The organism is Ruegeria sp. CG11, assembly GCF_056537245.1.
The window spans coordinates 424,882-450,115 of the sequence record NZ_JBQFRE010000001.1 but is presented as its reverse complement, the minus strand read 5'-3'; the positions used below and the strand labels follow the sequence as shown (position 1 = coordinate 450,115).

The 25,234-nt window shown below is 58.8% G+C and carries 19 protein-coding genes and 1 pseudogene; 12 read left to right on the top strand and 8 right to left on the bottom strand.

Annotated elements, in window-relative coordinates; translation table 11 throughout:
- Nucleotides 1-72: 72 nt before the first annotated feature.
- Nucleotides 73-660, top strand: coding sequence for a shikimate kinase (locus ACR0KW_RS02235; RefSeq protein ID WP_170324679.1), 588 nt, complete (start codon nt 73-75; stop codon nt 658-660).
- On the top strand, nt 660-1,772 hold the full coding sequence (gene aroB / locus ACR0KW_RS02230; RefSeq protein WP_480803545.1) for a 3-dehydroquinate synthase: 1,113 nt from the start codon (nt 660-662) through the stop codon (nt 1,770-1,772). Before ACR0KW_RS02235 ends, aroB begins: the two co-directional genes overlap by 1 nt.
- On the opposite strand, the gene ACR0KW_RS02225 is transcribed toward aroB, so the two are convergent.
- Both ACR0KW_RS02225 and ssb read right to left on the bottom strand, forming a co-directional pair.
- Nucleotides 1,773-2,843 carry a site-2 protease family protein gene (locus tag ACR0KW_RS02225; protein ID WP_480803544.1) on the bottom strand — a complete coding sequence of 357 codons (1,071 nt, stop codon included), beginning with the start codon at nt 2,841-2,843 and terminating at the stop codon, nt 1,773-1,775.
- 18 nt (nt 2,844-2,861) lie between these two features.
- Nucleotides 2,862-3,368: a single-stranded DNA-binding protein gene (gene ssb / locus ACR0KW_RS02220; RefSeq protein ID WP_170324682.1), complete on the bottom strand. Its 507-nt coding sequence runs from the start codon at nt 3,366-3,368 to the stop codon at nt 2,862-2,864.
- Between the two features lie 206 nt (nt 3,369-3,574).
- Between ssb and ACR0KW_RS02215 the strand changes: the two genes are divergently transcribed.
- The gene (locus tag ACR0KW_RS02215) at nt 3,575-4,159 is read left to right on the top strand and encodes a lytic transglycosylase domain-containing protein (protein WP_170324683.1); all 585 of its coding nucleotides are present in this window, start codon (nt 3,575-3,577) and stop codon (nt 4,157-4,159) included.
- A gap of 199 nt (nt 4,160-4,358) precedes the next feature.
- On the opposite strand, the pseudogene ACR0KW_RS02210 reads toward ACR0KW_RS02215, so the two are convergent.
- From ACR0KW_RS02210 to miaA, 6 genes and pseudogenes are all read right to left on the bottom strand, one after another.
- Nucleotides 4,359-5,186, bottom strand: a pseudogene (locus tag ACR0KW_RS02210) (MFS transporter); the annotation flags it as partial.
- 301 nt (nt 5,187-5,487) lie between these two features.
- A complete protein-coding gene (locus ACR0KW_RS02205; RefSeq protein ID WP_480803543.1) occupies nt 5,488-7,575 on the bottom strand; it encodes a dipeptide ABC transporter ATP-binding protein in 2,088 nt (695 codons plus the stop codon).
- A gap of 93 nt (nt 7,576-7,668) precedes the next feature.
- On the bottom strand, nt 7,669-9,132 hold the full coding sequence (locus ACR0KW_RS02200; RefSeq protein ID WP_480803542.1) for an ABC transporter permease: 1,464 nt from the start codon (nt 9,130-9,132) through the stop codon (nt 7,669-7,671).
- A 13-nt stretch (nt 9,133-9,145) separates the two neighbouring features.
- Nucleotides 9,146-10,192, bottom strand: coding sequence for an ABC transporter permease (locus tag ACR0KW_RS02195; protein WP_480803541.1), 1,047 nt, complete (start codon nt 10,190-10,192; stop codon nt 9,146-9,148).
- Nucleotides 10,193-10,313: 121 nt separating this feature from the next.
- The gene (locus ACR0KW_RS02190) at nt 10,314-11,984 is read right to left on the bottom strand and encodes an ABC transporter substrate-binding protein (protein WP_480803540.1); all 1,671 of its coding nucleotides are present in this window, start codon (nt 11,982-11,984) and stop codon (nt 10,314-10,316) included.
- Between the two features lie 310 nt (nt 11,985-12,294).
- Nucleotides 12,295-13,188 carry a tRNA (adenosine(37)-N6)-dimethylallyltransferase MiaA gene (gene miaA / locus ACR0KW_RS02185; RefSeq protein WP_480803539.1) on the bottom strand — a complete coding sequence of 298 codons (894 nt, stop codon included), beginning with the start codon at nt 13,186-13,188 and terminating at the stop codon, nt 12,295-12,297.
- A gap of 97 nt (nt 13,189-13,285) precedes the next feature.
- On the opposite strand from miaA, the gene pyrH reads away from it, so the two are divergent.
- From pyrH to ACR0KW_RS02140, 9 genes are all read left to right on the top strand, one after another.
- A complete protein-coding gene (pyrH, locus tag ACR0KW_RS02180) occupies nt 13,286-14,038 on the top strand; it encodes a UMP kinase (protein WP_170324690.1) in 753 nt (250 codons plus the stop codon).
- Between the two features lie 209 nt (nt 14,039-14,247).
- Nucleotides 14,248-15,834, top strand: coding sequence for a BCCT family transporter (locus ACR0KW_RS02175; RefSeq protein WP_170324691.1), 1,587 nt, complete (start codon nt 14,248-14,250; stop codon nt 15,832-15,834).
- Nucleotides 15,835-16,089: 255 nt separating this feature from the next.
- A complete protein-coding gene (locus tag ACR0KW_RS02170; RefSeq protein WP_480803538.1) occupies nt 16,090-17,316 on the top strand; it encodes an aminotransferase class V-fold PLP-dependent enzyme in 1,227 nt (408 codons plus the stop codon).
- 48 nt (nt 17,317-17,364) lie between these two features.
- On the top strand, nt 17,365-18,789 hold the full coding sequence (locus ACR0KW_RS02165) for a cryptochrome/photolyase family protein (protein WP_480803537.1): 1,425 nt from the start codon (nt 17,365-17,367) through the stop codon (nt 18,787-18,789).
- Between the two features lie 69 nt (nt 18,790-18,858).
- Complete coding sequence (locus ACR0KW_RS02160; RefSeq protein WP_480803536.1) at nt 18,859-20,067, top strand: class I SAM-dependent methyltransferase; 1,209 nt, start codon at nt 18,859-18,861, stop codon at nt 20,065-20,067.
- Between the two features lie 16 nt (nt 20,068-20,083).
- A complete protein-coding gene (locus ACR0KW_RS02155) occupies nt 20,084-20,524 on the top strand; it encodes a TrgA family protein (protein WP_480803535.1) in 441 nt (146 codons plus the stop codon).
- A 31-nt stretch (nt 20,525-20,555) separates the two neighbouring features.
- Nucleotides 20,556-21,671, top strand: a complete 1,116-nt coding sequence (locus ACR0KW_RS02150) for an NUDIX domain-containing protein (RefSeq protein WP_480803534.1) — start codon at nt 20,556-20,558, stop codon at nt 21,669-21,671.
- Between the two features lie 69 nt (nt 21,672-21,740).
- On the top strand, nt 21,741-22,775 hold the full coding sequence (locus ACR0KW_RS02145; protein WP_170324696.1) for a cysteine synthase A: 1,035 nt from the start codon (nt 21,741-21,743) through the stop codon (nt 22,773-22,775).
- Nucleotides 22,775-25,216: a DUF3772 domain-containing protein gene (locus tag ACR0KW_RS02140; protein WP_480803533.1), complete on the top strand. Its 2,442-nt coding sequence runs from the start codon at nt 22,775-22,777 to the stop codon at nt 25,214-25,216. Before ACR0KW_RS02145 ends, ACR0KW_RS02140 begins: the two co-directional genes overlap by 1 nt.
- The last annotated feature ends 18 nt before the right edge of the window (nt 25,217-25,234 follow it).

The window sequence follows — 25,234 nt, the reverse complement described above, 5'->3', positions numbered from 1 at the left end:
CGCTGCCCCAATTTTCTCTTTTGTCGTAGTTATAGCTAGCATTTTTCCTAAGATCACGTCATTCACGGTGAAATGAGCGAAATTAAGCATAACACCTCCAACTCGGACCCGAATGCGGGCTTTGCACTGCACAAAACAGTGGTTCTTGTTGGTATGATGGGCGCAGGCAAGACGGCTGTGGGCCGTGCGCTGGCCGCGCGGCTGGGTGTTCCCTTCCTCGACAGCGATGCCGAGATCGAATCGGCTGCCAACATGACCATCCCCGAGATATTCGCCCGCGACGGAGAGCCGTTTTTCCGCACCAAGGAAAGTCAGGTCATCGGGCGCCTGCTGGATGAGGAAAAAGGCATCCTGTCCACCGGTGGCGGAGCCTTTCTGGCCGAACAGAACCGCACGATGATTACCGAGCGCGGTGTGTCCGTCTGGTTGCGGGCCGATCTTGACGTTCTGTGGAACCGGGTCAAACACAAGGACACGCGCCCATTGCTGCGTACGGCTGACCCGTATGCGACCTTGCGCGCCTTGTACGAGGACCGTGTGCCGGTTTATGCGCAGGCCGACCTGATCGCTGAATCGGACGGTGAAACCTCGATCGAGAATATGGTGAACCGGGTGTTGGATGCCCTGGCAACACGCCCCGATGTTTTGGAACGGAAATAATGCACCAAACCGTACATGTAGAGCTGGGCGAACGCTCGTATGACGTGGAAATCGGTCCGGACCTGCTGACGCAGGCAGGCACCCGGATCGCGCCGTTGCTGCACCGCCGCAAAGTGGCCGTTGTCACCGATGAAAACGTGGGCGCGCTGCATCTGGACGCTCTGCGAGACGGGTTGGCCGCTGCTGGGATCAAGATGACGTCGCTGACCTTGCCTGCGGGCGAGGCCACCAAAAGCTGGCAGCATTTTGAACGCACGGTCGAATGGCTGCTGGCGGAAAAGGTTGAACGTCGGGATGTAGTCATCGCCTTCGGCGGTGGTGTCATCGGTGATCTGGTCGGCTTTGCCGCTGCGGTTCTGCGGCGTGGAGTGCGGTTCGTGCAGATCCCGACCTCACTGCTGGCGCAGGTGGACAGTTCGGTAGGGGGAAAGACCGGGATCAACGCACCGCAGGGCAAGAACCTGATCGGGGCGTTTCATCAACCGTCTCTGGTGCTGGCTGATACCTCGGTGCTGGGCACTATGACCCAGCGGGATTTCCTGTCGGGCTATGGCGAAGTCGTGAAATATGGGCTGCTGGGCGATGCCGATTTCTTTGAATGGCTGGAGGCCAACGGGACGGATGTGTCCGGCGGCGACATGGCCGCGCGGGTGCGGGCCGTCACGCGCTCGGTCCAGATGAAGGCCGATATCGTGGCCCGGGACGAGACCGAGCAGGGCGACCGTGCGCTGCTGAATCTCGGCCACACCTTCTGTCACGCGCTCGAGGCCGCGACCGGCTATTCCGACCGGCTGCTGCATGGCGAAGGCGTCGCCATCGGGTGCGCGCTGGCGTTCGAGCTGTCCTCGCGTCTGGGGTTATGTTCGCAAGAAGACCCAAGCCGCGTGCGGGCGCATCTGCGCGCGATGGGTATGAAGACCGATCTCGCCGACATTCCCGGAGACCTGCCGGGCGCCGAGGCTTTGGTCGATTTGATGGCGCAGGACAAGAAGGTCGTCGACGGCCAGTTGCGCTTCATTCTGGCGCGCGGCATCGGGCAGGCGTTTGTCACCTCGGACGTCCCGCGTGATGCCGTGCTGTCAGTGCTCGAGGACGCCTTGGCAACGGTTTGATCACCGCCCGCGGATCACCATCAACTCACCGATGTTCTCACGGGTGATGTAGCCAACCATTGTTCCGGCCTGCGTGCAGACCGCGATGGCGGGGGCGCCTTTGTGCAGCCTGTCCAGAACCGTCTCGAGCCCGCTGGTCAGTTGCACCTGCGGGATATCCGTCACCATGACCGTGGTCGCCGGGGCCGAGCGCGGAGCGTCCCCGGCCAAGGCGGTGAACAGCCTGTCGCGGGTGACAAAGCCCTGCAAATGACCGTCGGCACCCAGCACCGGGAACTCATGTTGCGTGGTGTGAATGACGGCCTGAGCCGCGGTGGCCAACGTGTCGGTCGGGGTCAGGGCGTGGAACTCGGTAATCATCGCATCTCGCGCCAGAACCCGCCGCACGATCGAGCGCATGGCTACGTCTTGGCTTTCGGAAGTGGCGGCGACAAAGACGAAAACCGCGATCAGGACCAGGATCGGGTTGCCGACGCTCAAACCCCAGAAACCGAACGCAACAGCAACGATTTGCCCGGCGAGGGCAGCGACTTTTGTGGCCTTGACCCGGTCCATCTTCAGGCACAGCAAGGCGCGGAACACCCGCCCGCCATCCATTGGAAAGGCCGGGATCATGTTGAACGCCGCCAGCAGCAGGTTCACATAAGCCAGCCGGTTCAAAAGCCCCGGGCCGGTCGAGTCGATCTGTGCCAAAGTCTCAAGCGGCATACCTGCGCCGAGAACGACCAGTATCATCCAGATCACAATGTTCACGGCAGGCCCGGCAAGGGCGACCCAGACCTCTTGCATCGGCTTTTCCGGCATCCGTTCCAGCCGGGCCAGCCCACCAATGGGCAGCAGGGTAATGTCGGGGGTCTTGATCCCATACCGCCGGGCCATCAGCGCGTGGCCGAACTCATGCGCGACGACGCAGGCAAACAGCGCCAGCACGAAGATCAGGTTTTCGATGGCCGCTGGAACTCCACCGCTGGAATAGGCGGCAAAACCGACCCAAGCCAGCAGCAGGAAAAAGGTGACATGGACCCTCAGTTCCGACCCCAGTATCCGGCCGAGTGAGAAGGACCATGTCATGATTTGTCTCCGTTTGGCTTAGAACGGGATCTCGTCGTCGTCGATGCCGCCGGATGCCGGAGCAGGGGCGCTGGACGGGCCACCATAGGGGTCGCCATAGCCGCCACCGGCCTGACCGCCGCCATAGCCGCCCGACTGGCCACCATAGCTTCCGCCGCCGCCACCACCTTCACCGCGGGCGTCCAGCATCACCAGGGTCGAACCGAACCCTTGCAGGACCACCTCGGTCGAGTACCGATCCTGACCGGATTGATCCTGCCATTTGCGGGTCTGCAACTGGCCTTCAAGGTAAACTTTGGACCCTTTGCGCAGGTACTGCTCGGCCACGCGGACAAGCCCTTCGTTGAAAATCGCGACCGAGTGCCATTCGGTGCGCTCGCGGCGTTCACCGGTGTTGCGGTCTTTCCAGGTCTCGGACGTGGCGATGCGCAGGTTGCACACTTTGCCGCCGTTCTGGAATGTCCGGACCTCGGGATCGCGGCCAAGATTTCCGACCAGAATAACCTTGTTGACTGAACCCGCCATGTATTTCCCCGTTCTGAATTGACGTTTGCGCGCCCGAATCTGGCGCGGAGTTTCCAAGCGACCCTATACGGCCTGCGTCGTGGTTGAAACACGTTCATGCAGGTAACACTTGGCAAGAAAATACCAAGGCTCGGTTTACCAAGCTTTCATTATTAACTGAAATATCTATACTCCACAGAGTTCCTGAACGAGCGAGATTGGCGTTAATGCGATTTCTGGTTAGTGGTTTTTTGATTATGTGCTTTGCTCTGGTCTCGGTTCCGGTGACTGCGCAGACGCTGTCGACAAAAAGCCGGAAGGACATTTTTCTTAAGCAAGCTAAGGTGTTGGACTCGCGGGCCGCAACCCAGTACCGCGATTCCGAACGGCTAAAACCTAAGAAAGCAAAGACCAGTGACAGCTTCAACAAGCGCTACACTGGTAAATACCGGGGACAGTATATGACCCTGGCCCGTCAGGCCGCGCGCAAACACAATGTCCCGGAAGAGCTCTTCCTGCGTCTGGTGCAACAGGAAAGCGGCTGGAACCCCCATGCGAAATCGCACAAGGGCGCTTTGGGGCTGGCGCAGTTGATGCCCGGCACGGCGCGGCTTTTGGGTGTGAACCCGCATGATCCGAAGCAGAACCTTGAAGGCGGGGCGCGGTATCTGTCCTGGCAGTATCGCAAGTTCAAATCCTGGCGTCTGGCACTGGCGGCCTATAACGCCGGGCCGCAGGCTGTTGAAAAGCATGGCGGCATTCCCCCGTACAAGGAAACCCAGAACTACGTGAAAGTGATCTGGGGCGGCTAAGCGTTCTTTTTTGTAACGTTGCACCGACTTCGCCGCGCTTGCGGAGTCTGGCCGTGATCAGCAATACCGCCAGCGCGCAGAGCATGGGCAGGCAAGCCGCAAGGGTGGCGGTCTGGAAACTGGAAAACTGCGCGATCATCCCAACCGACGGTCCGGCAATCAGGGCTCCGACAAACAGGCTGTTGACATAAAGCGCATTGGCCCGGGCCATGCGTCCGTTCGCGTAGCTTTGTACGTAGGTCAGGCTGACCCCGGCGAACAAGCCGTAATAGGCGCCTTCAAGTGCGGCCCCGACGGCCATCGCGGACAGCCCCGAGACCTGCGACAGGACCAAAAACGCGCACAAACCCAGACCACCGGACAGGATCAACCCGGAAAGGGGCGCAACCCGGCGCAGCAAGATCGGCGTGGCCAGGATGATCACAATTTCGGTTGCCGTCTTGATCGAAAAGGACAGGCCGGGTGCGAAATCTGGCAGCCCGGCTTCGCGCACATAAAACAGGGGCAGGGCGCTGCTGCACAGCACATGCGCGGCGGAAAAGAACAGGCAGGCGGTTACCGCCAGCCACAAGGCGCGGTCGGCTCCCGAGTTGGTCTGGTGCGGTTTCTCGGCCATCTCGGCCCGGGCCGTGCTCGGCATTGTACGCCACCACAGTGTCGCCCAGATTGCGGCCGCACCCAGCGCAAAGACAAACGTCCGATCCGCGCGACATTGCCCAGCGACAAAAAACGCCAGCGCCGGACCCATCATCCACCCCAGCGAGGTCATCGCCCGCAGCCAAGCGTTGAATGCGGGTATGTCGAACCCATAACGCTCGGCGCTGATGCGTCCGAAACTGTACATCGTCGACAACGAACTGCTGCTGAGGCTGAACCCCAGTACTCCGATGGTGACCAGCGTCCAGTAAGACGGCCAGATCAGAACCGACAGCAACGCGACCACATACCCTGCGATGGATGCGCCGACCAGTGGCGCAAATCGCTGACCGCTGTCCAGCCGTGCAGCAAAACTGCGGTTGAGCGTCACGGTCAGCAGGATAGCCAACGCGCTGTAGATGCTGATTTGCTAGGGCGGGTGGCCCAGCTCTTACACGATATAGAACTGAATGAACGGAGCCGTCATGCTGGCGCAAAACGTGCCCGACAGGTGCAGGCCCAATATGGCCCGCGCGCGACCGTCGGTGAGGAGTGTCACAAAGTGCTCGCTATAAAATCGTGACCACCGATCGCAAACCGGCTGAGTTCTGAGCACTATTAGAGTGACGTATCAGAAATATGACAAGGGGCGCTGGCGTGTTCCCGGCGCCCCTGATCCGAGGTTTCTTGGTCTATTCGGCCGCGATTTTGATGACCGGCTCCATGCGGGCCAGAATCTCGTCTGACAGGTGGCATTTGACCTGATGACCGTCGGCCAAAATTTTCACTGGCGGCACGTCGCGTTCACACATTCCGCCCGGCACTTCGGACTTCCACCGGCACCGGGTCTGGAATGGACACCCCGGGGGTGGGTTCATCGCCGACGGAATATCCCCTTCCAGAACGATGTGTTGCTTTTCAATCGATGTGTCCGCGATGGGAACGGCGCTCAGCAACGCTTCGGTATAGGGGTGGTAGGGCGGGGCAAAGACCTGGTCCGTCGTGCCCAGTTCGACCACATGGCCCAGATACATCACCATCACCCGGTCACTGAGATACCGCACGATGGACAGGTCGTGGCTGATGAACAGCAGTGTGGTCTTGTGCTCGCGCTGAATCTCCATCAGCAGGTCGGTCACCGCCGCCTGCACCGACACGTCCAACGCCGAGACCGGTTCGTCCGCGACCACGATCCGGGCATCCCCGGCAAAGGCACGGGCGATACCGACGCGCTGTTTCTGCCCGCCCGACAATTGCCGCGGCATCCGCTCTGCAAAGGCGCGGGGCAGTTTGACCAGATCCAGCAGTTCCAGCATCCGCTTCTTGCGCTCTGCCTCGGACTTGCCGACGCCGAAGATTTCCAGCGCGCGGATGATCTGACGGCCCACGGTCATCGAAGGATTCAAAGTGTCAAACGGGTTCTGGAACACCATCTGCACTTCGCCCACGGTCTTGGCGTCGCGTTCCTCGATTGGCACGGCCTCGATATTGCGGTTATCCAGAAGGATCTGGCCGTCCGTGGCTGTTTCCAGCCCCATCAGCACCTTGGCGAAGGTGGATTTTCCGCAGCCGGATTCACCGACGATGGCCAGCGTCTCAGACTCGTGCGCCTCGAAACTCAGCGTTTCATTGGCTTTCACAACTTTGGTTTCCCCGCCGCCGAACAGGGCATTTGCAGCCACCTCATAGTATTTCTTGAGGTTGTCCATCTTGAGGACGGTCCGGCCGATCTCGCCTTTTTCTTTTTGCTCGCCCACGGTGATCGGAGCGTTCCAGTCGATCTCCTTGAACTTCAAACAACGTGTGTGGTGGCGGTCATTGCCCGGCACAGGCTCCATCAGGATGTTCTGCGCGTCGCAGCGGCCTTCCTCGAAATAGTCGCAGCGCGGACCAAAGTTACACCCCGGCGGGCGTTCGTGGGGTAGAGGGAAGTTCCCGGGAATGGCCACCAGCGGCCGCGCGTTCTTGTCCGCCCCCGGCAGAGGGATCGAGCGGAACAGCGCCTGCGTATATGGGTGCTGCATCTCGTCGAACACATCGTGGATCGAGCCGCGCTCGACCGCCTCACCGGAATACATCACGCACAGTCGGTCGCAGGTTTCCAGAACCAGCCCAAGATTGTGCGAGATAAACAGCATCGAGGTGCCGTATTTCTTGCCCAGATCCTTGACCAATTCGACAACCGCGGCCTCAACCGTCACGTCCAGAGCCGTGGTTGGTTCGTCCAGGATCAACAAGGCCGGCTTCGACATCAGCGCCATGGCGATCACGATCCGTTGCTGCTGGCCACCCGACAACTGGTGCGGGAACGAATTCAACATCCGCTCGGGGTCGGGCAGACGCACGTCGGTCACCACTTCCAAGGCGCGGGCATAAGCCTCGTCAGAGCTGACGCCCTCGTGGATCATCGGCACTTCCATCAGCTGTTTGCCGATCTTCATCGCCGGGTTCAGCGAGGCCATCGGCTCTTGATAGATCATCGCGATTTCGTTGCCGCGAATGTCGCGCAACTCTTCGGTGGTCATTTCAGAAAGGTCGCGGCCCTTGAACTTGATCGAGCCACCAACGATGCGGCCGTTCTTGCCAAGGTCCTGCATGACCCCCAGTGCCACGGTGGACTTGCCGCAACCAGATTCACCCACCAACCCAACGGCTTCGCCGGGTTGCACACTGACCGAGAAATCCATCACCGCAGGGATTTCCCGAAGGCGGGTGAAAAACGAAATCGAAAGCTTGTCGATCTCTAGAATAGGCCCGTCATAATCCGCCAGTTTGTTCATCTATGTTTCTCCTCGCGAGAGTCAGGGGCGTCCCCTTCATCTGGCTAAATATATCTCGGGGGTCCGGGGGCAGAGCCCCCGGCCTCGATCACATCAGTCCTTCAGACTTTCTTCGCGCAGGCCGTCAGCCAGCAGATTCAGACCAAGAACCAGCGACAGTAACGCCAACGCGGGCGGTAGGGCCGGGTGCAGATAGATCGACAACAGCTTGCGCCCTTCGTTGATCGTCGAACCCCAATCCGGGCTTTCCGGCGGAAGCCCCAGCCCGAAGAAACCCAAGGTTCCCAGAAGGATGGTGGTGTAGCCAATCCGCAGACAGAAATCGACGATCAGCGGACCACGAGCGTTGGGCAGGATCTCCCACAGCATGATGTACCACGGGCCCTCGCCGCGGGTCTGTGCCGCGGCCACGTAGTCCCGCGTTTTGATGTCCAGCGCTAAGCCCCGCACGATGCGGAACACGGTGGGCGAGTTCACGAACACCACCGAAACAAACACCACAAGGATACCGCCGGGGATGTCGAACAGGTCCAGATAGGTCGGCAGACCCCAGATGCGATAACTGTCGGTATTGATGATGTACCCACCGGTCGTGATCAGCGACAGGTACAGCCACAGCGCGATTCCCAATACACCGATCAACAGCGGGGTGCGGAAGCTCGGCCTTGTGTAAAAGCGCGAGTTCAGCAGAACCGCAAGAAACAGGATCGGGAACACGAACAACACCGCCGCCATATAGTTCGGCACTCCGGTAGCCACGATTTCCGGCGTGACCAGCAAATAGAACAGCAGGATTACCGGGAAGGCGAGGATCAGGTTTGCGAGGAACGACAGGAGCGTGTCCAGACGACCGCTGTAAAACCCGGCGGGCAGGCCCAGAGTTATCCCAACCATGAAGGCAAACATTGTCGCCAGTGGAGCGATCTGCACCACGATCCATGCGCCTTTGACCATGCGGCTGAAGACGTCGCGGGCCAGATTGTCGCCGCCCAGCAGGTACCATGCGTATGCACCCTCTTCAGAAGACGGCAGGGGTGTGCCGGGGACCTTGTTCTTCATGCCCGACACCTGATCCAGCGGATCATGAGTGATGATCAGGTCCATGGCACCGAAGATTCCGGTAAAGACCCAGAACATCACAAGGCCAAAGCCAATCATGCCGATGGGGCTGTCGAACAGTTTGCCGTAGAGACCAAGCTTGCGCTTAAAGGCGATCGACATGGCAAACAGGATGATCAGCGATAGCCAAACCGGCAGGAACTGCTGTGAAATCGCGCCGATGATGCCCGCGCTGGTGCCCATGAGGATGCCCAGCACGATATAGGCCAACGCCAGCGCGACACAGGCTGCAAAGCTGTATCGCAGCGCCTTCTGTGTCAGTCCGCGCAGGCCCGAGCCTGAGCTGATCGTACCATCTACATTCACGCTGACCGGGGTTTCCGGCAGCACGATACTGCCGAGGATCCAGACGACGAGCGACACCAGAAGTGCCGCCATCGCGATCATCAGCAACGGATTCAGGAGGGCAATAGAGCCGGTCCAGGTAAGTGGTTCCATAATCTATCCCTCCTTACGAAATACGGATGCGCGGGTTGAGGTAGACATAGCCGATATCCGAGATCAGCTGCGTCACCAGCACCACAAAGACCGACACGACCGAGATCGCCAGCAGCAGCTGAATGTCGTTGTTGCCCGCCGCCTGAACCAGCGCCCAACCAAAGCCCTTGTAGTTGAACAAGGTCTCGACGATCACGACGCCGTTCAGCAGCCAGGGGAACTGCAGCATGATCACGGTAAAGGGCGCGATCAGCGCGTTTCGCAGCGCGTGCTTCATCACGATGTTCGAGAAGGACACACCTTTCAGGCGCGCGGTCCGAATGTACTGCGCCGTCATCACCTCGGTCATTGAGGCACGGGTCATACGGGCGATATAGCCCATTCCGTAAAGCGCAATCGTTAGCACCGGTAAGAAGAAGTTCTCAAAAGTTGGGTTCTCCATCGCCTGCGTCGCCGTGCCCTTGAACCATTTCAGGCCAACAGCGGATGAGGTGAAAATGGCAATGAAAATAACACCTGACACGTATTCCGGTGTCGCCGTGGTGGTGATCGCAAAGGTCGACAGGGTCCGGTCGGTGGCCGATCCCTCTTTCATTCCAGCCAAAACGCCAAGGATCAGTGCCGAAGGGACCATCAGCAACATCACCCAGAACATCAGCCTACCAGTCAGAGCCAGACGGGTGCCGACAACGGTCGAAACTTCCTCTTTGAAGACGGTGGAATAGCCCCAGTATCCTTGTAGGATGCCGCAGAACTTGGGTGCGTTTTCCGCGGATTGACCCGGCAGAATACATCTGCCCTGAACCGAGCCGTCCTCATTCGTGTACCGAAAGGATGGCAGAACGCCCAGCCATTCGCCGTATTTGACCGGCGTCGGCTGAAGATACCCGTTCTTTTCCAGATAGCTTTCAACCTGCTCATCCGACATCCGGAAATTGCCTTGCGTTTTCGCGAGCTTTTCGAGGTTCGGATAAAGGTTGGTGAGGAAAAAGACTAAGAATGTCAGACATAATGCTGTAATGAGCATGATGCCGACACGCTTCAGAATGAAAAGTCCCATATTGGCCCCTGTTGGTAGGCTAGCGCGAAGATTATTGGGTTCCACGCATTGCTGTTTTTTGTGTCGCCGCGTTCAGGACGAAAAGGCCGCGCCTTTGCGGCGCGGCCTGCTCAGTTTCGGCTTAGCCCAAAAGGCCGAATTTATAGAGCTGGGGCAGGTCGGCGATGTGTTTTTCAACGCCTACCATATTGTCGCGGTGGTGACGCATCGCGGTTCTCCAATAGGGCTGGATGACCACACCTTCGTCGATCATGATCGCCTGCAGCTTACCCATCACTTCGCGCCGTTTATCCACATCGGAAATGGAGTTTGCTTCGGCCAGCAGATTATCGAACTCTTCGTTGGAGAAACCGGATTCGTTCCATGCAACGCCTGACTTGTAGGCTAGCGCAAGAATTTGCGTGCCAAGCGGGCGGTGGTTCCAGTTTGTCGAAGAGTATGGATACTTGGTCCAGTCATTCCAGAAAGTCGACCCTGGCAGAACCGTGTGTTTGGCCTTGATGCCCGCGTCATTAAGCTGGGCAACAACGGCCGCAGTCGTGTTCCGGCGCCAATCGTCATCAATGGATTGCACTTCGTGCTCGAAGTCGCCCATACCGGCTTCGTCCATCAGTGCTTTGGCAGCAGCCGGGTCATACGGAATACGGGGCACTTCCGAGTTGTATTCAGGATGCATCGGACCAACGTGGCTGTTTTCGGCAACAATACCGTAGCCGGACATGCCAAGCTCCAGACAGACCGCGTTGTCGACGGCCATAGCAAGCGCCTGACGCACACGTTTGTCACCGTAGATTTTGTTGCCGTCCGCATCTTCGGCCAGTTGGTTCGGGCGAATGACGATAGTAAAGCCCGAAGGGATTTCCGAGCGGGTCAGGCCGATGCTGTCGAAAATGTCGACGAATTCACCGACCGACTCCCAGTTCATGTCGATCTCTTCGGCCTCATAGGCAGCAAGGAAAGCGGCAGGGTCGGTGCCGTAATCGATGAACTCGATCCTGTCGATATAGCCGCCTTTGCCGGCTTCATATCCCCACCAGTCAAAGCCTTCGTTGCGCACCAGAACTCCCTTGACGCCAACCTCATGGCTTTCCGGGATCATGAAGCCAGTGCCGATCGGGTTGTCCAACATTGTGTTGGGGTCATGGCTGCTGTGCACGATGGCGCCGGGATAGTCGGCCATGCCGGGGATGATTGTGATATCCGGAGCGTTACACTTCAGCTTGACTGTGTGACTGTCGACAACAGTAATAGCACCTTCTGCAGCTTGCTGGGTGCTCTCGTCGATCAGCGACGCCATCCGAGACGCCATCGAGTTGCCCTCAACCGAGGAATCGCACCAACCGGCGATATTGCGCGCAACATCTTCGGCGGTGAAATCGTCACCATTGTTCCATTTTACGCCCTGACGAACGTTCAGCGTGTACTCGGTGGCGTCGTCGTTGGCTTCCCAGCTTTCCAGAAGCATAGGCTTGAACGAGCCGTCATTGTTGTACTCGACCAGATACTCCAGCCAGCCTGCGGTAAAGGTGGCGATCTGCGTCCAGTCAAAGGTCCGAGGATCTTTAAGCGCGCGTACTTCCATCTGATAGCGGATGGTGCCGCCGCGCTGAGGCTCTTGCGCCGCAGCAGGTGATTGCAGGCCGATCATCCCGTAGGCCGCTGGCACGGCAACACCCAGCGCGGTGGCGCGGGCCAGGAATTCTCGCCGGTTCAGTTTGCCGTCCCGATATTCCTGAGCGTGCATCTCTGCGGCCCAGTGAATCGGTGCTCCGGTGATGGTTTGGTTTTTCATTGATGTCTCTCCCTGATGAGATGTCTTGTTTTTTGATGAAGTTTGGAACCGCTCGAACCGGTCAGTTTCCGGCAGCTGGTTCACGGGTTGTTTGAGTTCTGATTGTCCCCATGGGTCCATTCGGCCCCAGAAATCTGGTGAGGTCAATGTTCGAAATCGTCATTCATGGTACAAAAACGACATGGCTGGAGATTGTTATACCATGCCCGACGCCCGGCTCCGGGTGAATCCGCTATGTATACAATGGTGAACCGGGCGATTTTCTCTTTGTAGGGAATCGCTCAGAAAAGTCTCTCAGGAAATTGACGTATCATTTTGAGAAATCAATCTGATTCCATTTCCTCATCCGCGCGCGGAACCAAGTGCGTTGGCGCTTGGCAAATTGACGGGTCGAGATTGTAGCGCGCTCTCGGGCGACATCCAAAGTCATCCTGCCATCCAGATAGGCCATCAACTCGGGAACGCCGATGGCCTTGAAGGCAGGCAGCGACGGATCATAGAGGTCGCGCATCGCCTCGACCTCTTGCAGCGCGCCGGTTTCCAGCATTTGATCGAACCGCCGGGTGATGCGATCCAACAGCCATTCCTTGTCCACGTCAAAGACGATCGGCACCGCGTCAGACAAGTCCAGAACCGGGGGTGGCGTGTCGGCCTGCCAATCGCTCAGACTGCGCCCGGTGGCTTGTTGAACCTCCCAGGCGCGCTGAACGCGGGCCCGGTTCCGGGTGTCGATCCGGCCCAGAGTTTTCGCATCAACACCGGCAATCAGTGAGGGCAGGTCCATCTGGTCGGCCTCAGCCCGAACTTTGGGCGGCGTGGCCGGGATATCGGCCATACCTTCGGTCAGGGCCGAGAAATAGAGGCCAGTGCCACCAACGATGATCGGGCGCTGGCCGCCGGTCAGCAGCGGGGTCACTTCGCGCAGCCAGTGGCCGGTGGAATAGTCCTGATCATAGGTGACATGGCCATATAACAGATGCGGCACACGGGCCTCTTCTTCGGCCGAAGGGCGCGCCGAAATCACCCGCCAACAATCATAAACCTGGCTGGCATCCGCATTCACGATCACACCGCCAAAGGTCTCGGCGATCTGCAAGGCCAGCGCCGATTTGCCCGAGGCCGTCGGCCCCGCGATCAGGACGGGTTTGTCGTCGGAAATGGGGGGCAGGCGGTCCCAAATCTGCGATCTTTCGTTATTGGCCATCCGGGTATGCCCCAATCCTCACCATCCGCATTGAACCTGCGGAGTTTTTGCTTCATTTTGCGCCGGAAATTAACCCCGTGCCAGCCCGGAGCGCAACATGAGCCTGACCGAAACACTCGAAACAACCGAGACCCCAAAAGCGAAGTACAATCGCGTGATGCTGAAAATCTCTGGCGAGGCGCTGATGGGGGACCAGGGTTTTGGCCTGCACCCGCCCACCGTTCAGCGCATCGCGCAAGAGGTCAAGTCGGTGCACGATCTGGGTGTTGAAATCTGCATGGTGATCGGCGGCGGCAACATCTTCCGCGGCCTCAGCGGCTCGGCACAGGGGATGGAGCGCACAACCGCCGATTACATGGGGATGCTGGCAACGGTGATGAACGCGCTGGGGATGCAGTCGGCACTGGAAGAGATCGGCGTCTTCACCCGTGTCATCTCGGCCATTCGCATGGATGAGGTGTGCGAGCCCTACATCCGCCGCCGCGCCGTTCGGCACCTTGAAAAAAAGCGGGTCTGCATCTTTGCCGCTGGAACGGGCAATCCGTATTTCACCACGGATACGGCAGCGACCCTGCGCGCCAACGAAATGGCGTGCGAGGCGATCTTCATGGGCAAGAACGGCGTTGATGGCGTCTATGACAAAGACCCGAAGGTTCACGCCGACGCGGTACGTTATGATACGGTCACCTATGATGACGTGCTGGCCAAACGGCTGCGTGTCATGGACGCTTCGGCCATTGCGTTGGCGCGGGACAACAACCTGCCGCTGATCGTCTTTGGATTGGACGAACCCGGCGGGTTCCGCGGCATCCTGGCGGGTGAGGGGACTTACACCAAGGTTCAGGGCTAATTCAAACGAACCGAATGCTCAGGCCGGGTCAACAGCCCGGCCTTTTTGTCTGCGAAGGTGCAGGGGATTAGAGCAAATTCTTATTCAATCCACATGTCGGTTTTTGTGATTTTTGTCGCTTTTTGGCGACAGGTGGTCTTCTCAGCCAGCCCGTTTCGGCGCGGGATATTGAAAGTCCTGAGCACCGAATATGGGAAGGAAGAGAAACTATGTCAGACAACACGGAGACCGACTATGAAGTCGGTCAGGACAACGTCCAGATTATGGGGCTGGACGTTCATAATCCGGTCTTTGCGGTTTCCGGGCTCACCATCATTGCATTCGTGTTTTTCTCGCTCGTGTTCCGCGAGCAGGCGGCCGAATTCTTTGGGTGGCTTCGCCCGGCACTGACCAGCCAGTTCGACTGGGTGTTCATGATCGCAGCCAACATCTTTGTGGTGTTTTCGCTTTTGTTGATCGTTACGCCTTATGGCTCGATCCGCTTGGGCGGCGACGATGCCAAACCGGATTACAGCTATGCCGGTTGGTTCTCGATGCTGTTTGCTGCGGGCATGGGCATCGGCTTGGTATTCTGGGGTGTGGCTGAGCCGATCTCGCACTACGGATCATCCATTGGCGGCGTCGCTGTCGGTGAAGACGGTGTGCGCACCGACTGGGCACCCTTGGGAGCAGGGCTGGAAGACCCGGAAGCCTCGAAAAAGCTGGCAATGGCTGCGACCATCTTCCACTGGGGTATGCACCCCTGGGCCGTTTATGCCGTCGTGGCGCTGGCACTGGCCTTTTTCAGCTTTAACCGGGGGCTGCCGCTGACCATGCGGTCGGTGTTCTACCCGCTGTTTGGCGAGGCGACCTGGGGTCCGCTGGGGCACATCATTGACGTTCTGGCCGTATTTGCCACCATCTTTGGTCTGGCGACCTCGCTGGGTCTGGGGGCGACGCAGGCGCTGGCCGGTCTGAACTATCTGTTTGATGTTCCGATCACGGACGGCATGAAAGTGCTGTTGATCGGATTGATCACTGTGTTTGCTCTGATCTCGGTTGTTGCCGGCCTCGACAAAGGGGTCAAGCGTCTGTCCGAGGCCAACATGATCCTGGCTGCGGCTCTGCTGTTGCTGGTGCTGATCGTCGGCCCGACCGTTGCAATTCTGACCGGCTTTTTCGACAGCATGATCGAGTACTTCATTGCGTTGCCCGCCCTGTCGAACTGGGTCGGTCGTGAAGACACCAACTTCATGCAGGGCTGGACCACGTTCTACTGGGCCTGGTGGATTTCCTGGTCGCCGTTCGTTGGCATGTTCATCGCCCGCATTTCGCGCGGCCGTACCGTGCGCGAATTCGTGATCTGCGTGATCCTGATCCCGACGGTGGTTGGCGCGCTGTGGATGAGCGTTTTCGGTGGCGCGGCGCTGGATCAGGTCATGTCCGGTTCGGGCCAGGGCCTGTCGGATGCGGCGCTTGAGCTGAAGATGTTCAAGATGTTCGAAGCCTTCCCGATGACCGGTTTGCTGTCCTTTGTCGGCATCATCCTGGTTGTCGTGTTCTTCGTGACCAGTTCGGACTCGGGCTCGCTGGTGATCGATACGATCACGGCTGGCGGCAAGACCGATGCCCCTACGGCGCAGCGTGTGTTCTGGTGCATTCTGGAAGGTGCGATTGCTGTCGTGCTGTTGCTGGGCGGTGGGCTTGGTGCCTTGCAGGCCGCCGCGATTGCAACCGGCTTTCCCTTTGCGATCGTGCTTGTGCTGATGTGCGTATCGATCTTCATCGGTCTGGCGAACGAAAAACGCCGCCGCTGAGTTCAACTTCACTACGAAAAGCCCCGGCCATGCGTCGGGGCTTTTTTCTTTTGGGCCGGGTTGACCGATGTCCTCGCCCTTGTCTAAGTATCCGCGTCCTTCGGGTGGCCCGTTCTGCCTGGAAAGACTGCCCCTGCCTTTGGTTTCGACCGGGGCTGTGGTTGGGCTGGAAGACCTGCCGTGATTTCCGAGTTGTCCGAAATCATGCGCGGGCATCGTATCGGAACAAGCTGCATGAATGAGGAGAGGCGTGCCATGAGCACTCTGGATATCAATTTCGTTCGGGCTCAGTTCCCGGCTTTTTCCGAGCCCAGCCTGCAAGGGCAGGCGTTCTTTGAAAACGCGGGCGGGTCATACACCTGTAAACCGGTGCTGGACCGGCTGACGCGTTATTACACGCAGCGCAAGGTGCAGCCTTATGGCCCCTATGACGCCAGCCGTCTGGCGGGCGAAGAGATGGACGAGGCCCGCGCACGCATGGCCGCGATACTGGGCGTGGACACCGACGAGCTGAGCTTTGGACCTTCGACCACGCAAAACACCTATGTCCTTGCGCAGGCATTCCGCCAGTGGATGAAGCCCGGCGATGCCATCGTGGTGACCAATCAGGATCACGAGGCCAATTCCGGCCCGTGGCGGCGTCTGGCCAAGGACGGCATCGAAATCCGCGAATGGCAGATCGATCCGGAAACCGGATCGCTGAACCCGCAGGATCTGGAAAACATGCTGGACGAAAAGGTCCGTCTGGTCTGTTTTCCGCACTGTTCCAATGTGATCGGAGAGATCAACCCGGTCACCGAAATCACCTCGATCGCCCATGCGGCCGGTGCGTTCGTTTGTGTTGACGGTGTTTCATACGCGCCGCACGGGTTTCCGAATGTCGGCCATATGGGTCCAGATATCTACTTGTTCTCGGCCTACAAAACCTATGGCCCGCATCAGGGCTGCATGGTGATCCGGCGCGCGTTAGGAGAGCTTCTGCCCAATCAGGCGCATTTTTTCAACGGCGACGTGCTGTACAAGCGGTTTACCCCCGCCGGGCCAGATCACGCCCAAATCGCGGCCAGTGCGGGCATGGCGGACTATGTCGATCTGCTGTGCGATCACCACAACGGCCTCGAAGGCGATGCGACCCAACGCGGAGCTTTCGTGCATGACCTGATGCGCGGGCAAGAGGTGGCCTTGCTGCAGCCGGTGCTGGATGCGGTCAAGGACCGCAATGCCGTGCGTCTGATTGGCACATCGGATGCGGCACGTCGCGCGCCGACCGTTGCGCTGGCCCTGAACCGGAACGCAGAGGCAGTTGCGGCCGATCTTGTCAGCCACGGGATCATGGCGGGCGGTGGCGATTTCTATGCCGTGCGACCGCTGACTGCGATGGGGGTCGATCTGGATCAGGGCGTGTTGCGGGTCAGCTTCACGCACTATACCTCGCAACAGGAAATTGATCAGTTATTGAACGCACTTGACGCTGTTTTGTGATCCGGTTTCCGTTCGGATTCGTAATGCGAAGAAAACAACCGGGCGGTCATGGAAAACACTCAATCTCCGATCATCATGTGGTTCCGGCGGGACTTGCGCCTGTCGGACCATCCCGCGTTAAGCGCGGCGGTCCGGACCGGACGTCCCGTAATTCCGGTCTTTATTCTGGACGACTTGGCCGAGGCGTTGGGCGCGGCCCCAAAGTGGCGGCTTGGGCTTGGGTTAAAGGTCTTTGCGCAGTCCCTTGAAAGGGCCGGCAGTCGCCTGATCCTGCGGCGCGGAGACGCCCTGACAGCATTGCAGAACCTGATATCGGAAACCGGCGCGACGACTGTCTATTGGTCTAGAGCTTACGATCCGGATTCTATAGCGCGAGACATCCGTATCAAATCTGCACTGACCAGAGAGGACGTAGAATCCACGTCTTTTGAAGGTCACCTTTTGTTCGAACAATGGACCGTAGCCACCAAGACCGGTCAGCCTTTTCGTGTGTTCACTCCGATGTGGCGGGCGGTTCAGGGGCGTGACGTCGCCGCGCCCGAGGTCGCGCCATCAGCGATCCCCGCACCGCAACATTGGCCGGTTTCCGATGACTTGGCAGAATGGAAGCTGGGCGTGGCAATGAACAGAGGTGCCGCGATTGTCGCGCCATATGTACAGCCCGGTGAAAGTGCGGCTTTTGATGCTATGCACGGGTTTTTGGACCGAATCTCAGGCTATTCTGCGGATCGGGACCGTCTCGATCTGGATGGCACATCGAATTTGACGGAATATCTGTCTTTGGGCGAGATCGGCCCGCGCAGCGTCTGGCACGCGGTCCAGCGCGCCGCAATTACGGGCGCGCAGGGTACCGAGGCTTTTCTGCGCCAACTGGTCTGGCGCGAGTTTGCCTATCATCTCATGTTCCATACGCCGCACTTGCTGACCGAGAACTGGAAACAGGAATGGGACGCGTTTCCGTGGAATACCGATGCCAGCCACCCCGACGTTGTGGCGTGGCAGCGGGGCCGTACCGGTATTCCGGCGGTGGATGCCGGTTTGCGTCAAATGTACGTGACCGGTCGTATGCACAATCGCGCCCGCATGATCGTGGCCAGCTATCTGACCAAGCATCTGATGACACACTGGAAAATCGGTATGGACTGGTTTGCCGACTGCCTGATCGACTGGGACCCGGCGGCAAATGCGATGGGCTGGCAGTGGGTTGCAGGCTCGGGACCGGATGCCGCACCGTTTTTCCGGATTTTCAACCCACTGACGCAAAAGGAAAAATTCGACCCTGACGACGCCTATCTGAAACGGTGGATTGCCGAGGGGCAGCCCGCGCCTTCGGCCACGGCACTGTCCTATTTCGAGGCTGTTCCGCGTTCTTGGGCACTGGATCCTGCTTTTGTCTACCCCAAACCGGTGGTTGATCTTGCCACTGGCCGGGCACGGGCTTTGGCGGCCTATGAAGGCCGAGAAACCGGGTAAGGAACTGAAAACTTGCCAGAAACACAAACTCGCCCTAGCTTTGAACCACGGCCGCACAGGGGAGAGCGGATGATCCTTACGACGACGGAAGGGCAGAAAAACCTGCCCAGGTACTTTGCTCAAGTCTTCAAGATGCTGAACCGGATGGAATCCGGTCGGATGGACATCGCCTTGCCTGACGGCCGGATTTTTCGGTCCGAAGGTGCCAAGCCTGGGCCGGTCGCTCGGGTTGATATCCACGACCCGGACGTCTTTGCGCGTCTAGTCCGCGAGGGCGAGCTGGGCTTTTCAGACGCTTATCTGGAAGGTGATTGGAGCACCCCCGATCTTAGATCTTTCATGGATCTGGTGCATCTGGGCACCGAGACCGTCTATGACGATTTCACCGGTATGTTTTTGGTGCAGGCATATGAACGTCTGCGCTTTTGGCTGCACCGGAACCATCGACGGCAGGCCAAGAAGAACATCTCGTACCACTACGACCTCGGAAATGATTTCTATGGTTTGTGGCTGGATGACACCATGACCTATTCCAGCGCCCTGTTCGAGACAGGACAGGAAAGTCTGGAAAAGGCACAGACCGCGAAATACGCCAGCCTGGTCGATGAAATGGGCGCAAAGCCCGGAGATCACATCCTTGAGATCGGCTGCGGCTGGGGTGGTTTCGCCGAATATGCCGCGAAAGAGCGTGGCCTACGGGTCACAGGTTTGACGATCAGTCAAGAACAGTTGAACTTCGCCAGACAACGAATAGAAAAAGCAGGTCTTTCCGAGCTTGTCGAGTTCAGGCTGCAGGATTACCGCGATGAACAGGGCTTGTATGACGGGATCGCTTCGATCGAGATGTTCGAGGCCGTTGGGCAGAAATACTGGCCGGTCTACTTCGACACTGTGCGTGAGCGCCTGAAACCCGGTGCTCAGGCGACGTTGCAAATCATTACCGTCGCGGATCACCGGTGGGATATTTACAAAAATGGTGTTGATTTCATTCAGAAATATATCTTCCCCGGCGGAATGCTCCCGACGCCCTCGATCCTGAAACAACAGGTTTCAGAGGCTGGGCTGAACGTGGTGAAATCTCGGGAATTCGGTAAAAGCTATGATCTGACCCTGCGTCGTTGGTACGACACGTTCAACGAAAAATGGGACGAAATTGCTGAAATGGGTTTTGATGAGCGTTTCCGCCGCATGTGGAACTATTATTTGACTGCATGTGGCGCAGCCTTTGACACTGGTAACTGCGATGTGACACAGATCACTATAGCAAAACCCAGTTAACAAACGGAAATATCGAATGCCCAGTGCTCCGCGTCTCGTTGCTGCAATTTGTCTGTTGGTGGTGGCCTTTCTCGTATCAAGCATGATCATCAACAACGGCGAAGAGGGTAAGGATTACGGCTATTTTACAATTGTGAACATGATCATTGGGTTGGTGTGTGGCTGGATGATCATGGGCAAGCGGGTTGGCAGGGGCTGGACCGGAGCGCTCAATAACGGCCTGACGGGTATCGCTGCTCTGGTGTTCTGGGGGCTTTTCGTTCAGGGCTGCAATGAGATGTTCCGGCTGGCCATGCGCCACCGGTATGATGGGCCTTTTGATGCTCTGATCGGCATTTTCAAGATCGGGGTCGATTACAGCCGGTTTCTGCTGACGCCGGAAATTCTGTGGACTTTGGCGATCGGAGCCCTTATCGCCGGGCTAGCAACCGAAGAAGCCGGCCGCCGCTGGCGATAACCCTCTGGAATTCAGCGCGAGTTTCAATTCAGTGTCCGATCTGTTTTTTTACGGCACGCTCAGGCATCAGTCGCTGCTAGAGCTTGTGCTTGGCCACCCCTTGTCGAAACTGAAAGTGTCGCAGGCCAGCCTGCCGGATCACGCGGTTTATGCTGTAGCCGGGCAGGCGTTTCCGATGATCGTGGCGGAGGCAGGCAGCAAAGCCGAAGGGCTGCTGGTACAGGGCTTTTCCCAAGAGAATCTGAACAGGTTGGCCTATTACGAAGGTGGGTTTGACTACGATCTCAGCCCGCAGGACGTCGAACTTGCCGACGGATCAAGGGCCGCGGCCAGTGTGTTTTTCCCTGAACCCGGTCTCTGGACCCCTGACGGGCCATGGTCATTGCAGGGCTGGATTGATAAGTGGGCAGAAGTGACCCTGCTGGCCGCGCAGGAAGAGCTTGCCTACTACGGCAGGGTCGATGCCGACACGATCGCCCGTAATTTCGCGCCGATCCGGACCCGCGCCTGGGCCAGGCTGGCCGCGCGCAAGCGCCGGACAGGCGATCCCCGCGACACGGCCAAAGACGTCATCGTCCAAAGCCACCGGCGCGCCTATGTGAACTATTTCGGCATGGAAGAGCTGGAGCTTCAGCACCGCCAGCATGACGGGACGATGGGGCCGATCTTGCATCGCAGCGGGCTGATGCAGGGGGCCGCCGTAGTCGTTCTGCCTTATGACCCGGTCCGCGACGCGGTTCTGCTGGTCGAACAATTCCGTGCGCCGGTGTTTCTGATCGACGATCCCGAGCCGTGGATGTGGGAGCCAGTGGCTGGCATGATCGATCCCGGAGAAACCCCGGAACAGGCCGCTTATCGTGAAGCACAGGAAGAGGCGCAGGTCACGCTGGACGCATTGGAGTATGCGGGTGGAGCCTATCCCTCGAGCGGGTCTTCGACCGAGTTTATTTACCTCTATGTCGGGCTGGGCGATCTGACCCGGACCATAGACAATGGCGGGCTGGCCTCGGAGGGTGAGGATATCCGCACGCAAATCCTGTCCTACGACACCTTCATGCGGAAGGTGGACAGCAATGAATTCAAAGATTTACCTCTTTTGTCATTGGCCAATTGGCTGGCCCGGCATCGCGACCGCCTGCGGGGGTAAGGATCGCCGCTTGTGGTTGTCGCACGGCATCTGTAAATCTTCGTTGATACGTAATGATATGAGGGCGCCATGCGCATTGCACGAGACCTTGCCGACGCAGTCGGGAAAACACCGCTGATCCGGCTGAAGCGCATCAGTGAAGAGACCGGGTGCGAGATTCTCGGCAAGGCCGAGTTCATGAATCCGGGCCAATCGGTCAAGGATCGCGCGGCGCTCTACATCATCCGCGACGCCATCGCGCGCGGAGACCTGAAGCCCGGCGGAACCATTGTCGAGGGCACGGCGGGCAATACCGGCATTGGTCTGGCGCTGGTGGGCGCGTCGATGGGGTTCAAGACCGTGATCGTGATCCCGGAAACCCAGTCGGAAGAAAAGAAAGACATGCTACGCCTGGCGGGCGCGCAACTGGTGCAGGTTCCGGCCGCGCCATACCGCAACCCGAACAATTTCGTGCATTACTCGCGCCGCCTGGCCGAGGAACTGGCGCAGACCGAGCCCAATGGCGCGATCTGGGCGAACCAGTTCGACAATGTTGCCAACCGTCAGGCCCATGTCGAAACCACCGGCCCGGAAATCTGGGAACAGACCGGTGGCAAGGTCGATGGCTTTGTCAGTGCTGTGGGCTCGGGTGGTACTCTGGCCGGTGTGGCCGATGCGCTGCAGCCCAAAGGGGTTAAGATCGCCTTGGTCGATCCAATGGGGGCGGGGCTTTACTCTTATTACACCACCGGTGAGATCGCGATGGAAGGCAGCTCGATCGCCGAAGGTATCGGGCAGGTGCGCATCACCAAGAACCTCGAAGGGTTCAAGCCGGATTATGCCTATCAGATGACCGATAACGAGGCGCTGCCCTACATCTTTGATCTGCTGCGCGAAGAGGGGCTGGTCATGGGCGGCTCGACCGCGATCAACATGGCCGGTGCGGTGCGTCTGGCCAAGGATTTGGGACCGGGCCATACGATCGTGACGATCCTGTGCGACTATGGCACGCGCTATCAGTCCAAGCTGTTCAATCCCGAATTCCTGCGTGAAAAGGAGCTGCCGGTCCCGGATTGGATGACCGAAGCTCCGCGCAGCATTCCCGGCGTGTTCGAGGACGTATGATGCTGCGGCAGGTCCGCCTGTTTCTAGCTCTTTTTCTGGTTTGCTTTGCCATGCTGGGCGGCCCCGTTGCCGCCGAGCTGACCGATCAGCAAAGCGAGTACTACCAGAAATGGCTTGCAACGGCGGACCGTGCCGAGACCGAGATCGAAGCCGACAGGACCTCAAACGCAGCACTTGAGAATCTGCGGTCCGAAATCCACAACTATCGTGAAGAATTCAACGACGCGCGCAGCGCCAACACGGATCGTATCCAGACCCTGGATGCCCAGATCAAGGCCCTTGGCCCTGCGCCCGAAGGGGACGCAACCGAGCCCGAGGAAATCGCCCGACTGCGCGCTCATCTAGAAGATCAGCTGACCAGCCTTCAAGTTCCGCGGGTCATCTCGGAAGAGGCGTTCAGCCGCGCCAACGGCCTGATCAGCGAGATTGACCGGCTGTTGCGTGACAGGCAGAAGAAAGAGCTGCTGGAACGCGGCCCATCTCCGATTAACCCGGTTTATTGGGGGCCCGCTTGGACCGACATCCTCGAATCCGTGCGTGGCCTGATCAGTGAAACGGCACAAAACCTGAAGGCCAATATCGTACAGGACCGTCTGAGAGATCGGGGTCTGGGCATCCTGTTTCTGACCCTCGCCGCGGGTGTGTTGCTGTATTACGGGCGCTACTGGTCCGAAGCTGCAGGTGAATACCTGCGCAGCCTTGGTGGGCGCGGCATTGGTGTTTGGTCGTTTCTGGTTTCGCTGCTGCGCATTCTGTTGCCTTGGCTGGGTGTCTGGCTGCTGGTGCAGGCTGTCATCATGACCGGCCTCATGGGGCTGCGCGGCACATTGCTGATCCAGAACGTGCCGTATTGGGCTGCCCTAATATTTTTCTACGACTGGATCGGACGTCAGCTGTTTCTGTCGCAGGCGGCACAAGGCTTCAATCGCCTGTCTCGCAAGAACGTCACCGAGCTGCGGGTTTATCTCGATATTCTGGCGGTCTTTCTGATCGCGCATGAATTCGGGCTGCTGTTCGATCAGATCGAGAATATTTCGGACGCAACCCGGGCGGTCATCAGCTTTCCGGTGGTTGTCGGGACCGCTCTGATCTTGTTGCGAATTCGCCGAATCCGGATGAGCAGGCCGGTGGCGGGCGACGCCGAGGCAAGTGAAAAGCCGCGTAGTGGCGGTCTGACTCAGATCATGGAATTCCTGCGCCGAGCTCTGTTCCTGCTGGGGATGACCAGCCCGATCCTGGCGGCCGTTGGCTATACAAATGCGGCCGAGGCGATTGTTTTCCCGGCAGTGAAGACACTAGTGTTGTTCGCGGCCTTGGCGATCTTCCACCGGTTCTTGACCTCGGTCTACGGATGGCTCAGCGGGCAGGGCGAGGCCGCGCGGGACTCACTGTTTTCCGTGCTGACTGCGTTTGTTATCGCGATCCTGTCTCTGCCAATTCTGGCTTTGTACTGGGGGGCGCGGCAAACCGATCTGCTTGAGGTCTGGTCGCGACTGTTGCTGGGTTTTGATATTGGCGGCGTCAGAATCTCGCCCAGCAATTTCTTTACCTTCGTCGTTGTCTTTATCATTGGTTACGCGCTGACACGACTGTTGCAGAGCGGGCTGCGGAACTCGCTGCTTCCCAAGACAAATATTGACCCCGGCGGACAGAATGCGATTGCGGCGGGCACCGGCTATGTCGGGATTTTCCTGGCGGCCTTGGTTGCGATCATGATCGCAGGTTTTGACCTGTCGTCGCTGGCGATTGTTGCGGGTGCGTTGTCGGTCGGTATTGGCTTTGGATTGCAGACAATCGTCTCGAATTTCGTTTCGGGCATTATCCTTCTGGTCGAACGTCCGATCTCGAAGGGCGACTGGATCGATGTGAACGGGATGATGGGCTATGTGCGCGACATCTCGGTCCGGTCCACGCGGATTGAGACGTTTGACCGGACGGATGTGATCGTCCCGAACTCGGACCTGATCAGCGGCGTGGTCACCAACTACACTCGCGGCAACACCATTGGGCGGGTTATCGTGCCGGTCGGGGTGGCCTATGGCACCGACACCCGCGTGGTCGAGAAAATCCTGGGCGAAGTGGCAAATTCGCACCCCATGGTGCTGGCGCATCCGGCCCCCAGCGTGGTGTTTCAGGGCTTCGGTGCGGATTCGCTGGATTTCGAGATTCGCGCCATTCTGCGTGACGTGAACTGGGTGCTGTCGGTGAAGTCCGACATGAACCACGAGATCAACCGCCGCTTTGTCGAAGAGGGTATCGAGATTCCGTTCGCACAGCGTGATGTCTGGTTGCGCAACCCCGAGGCCTTGCAGGGTAAACCATCAGCACCGCAGCAGAATCCCGAGAGCGGCGCAGCGCAACCGTCCTCAAATCAGCCATCCTCAGCGCCGGTCGAGATGACCGAGGCGGACTTGGGCGACGGGGACGGCGACGAGATCTGACCGCATGTGTGGCGGAAC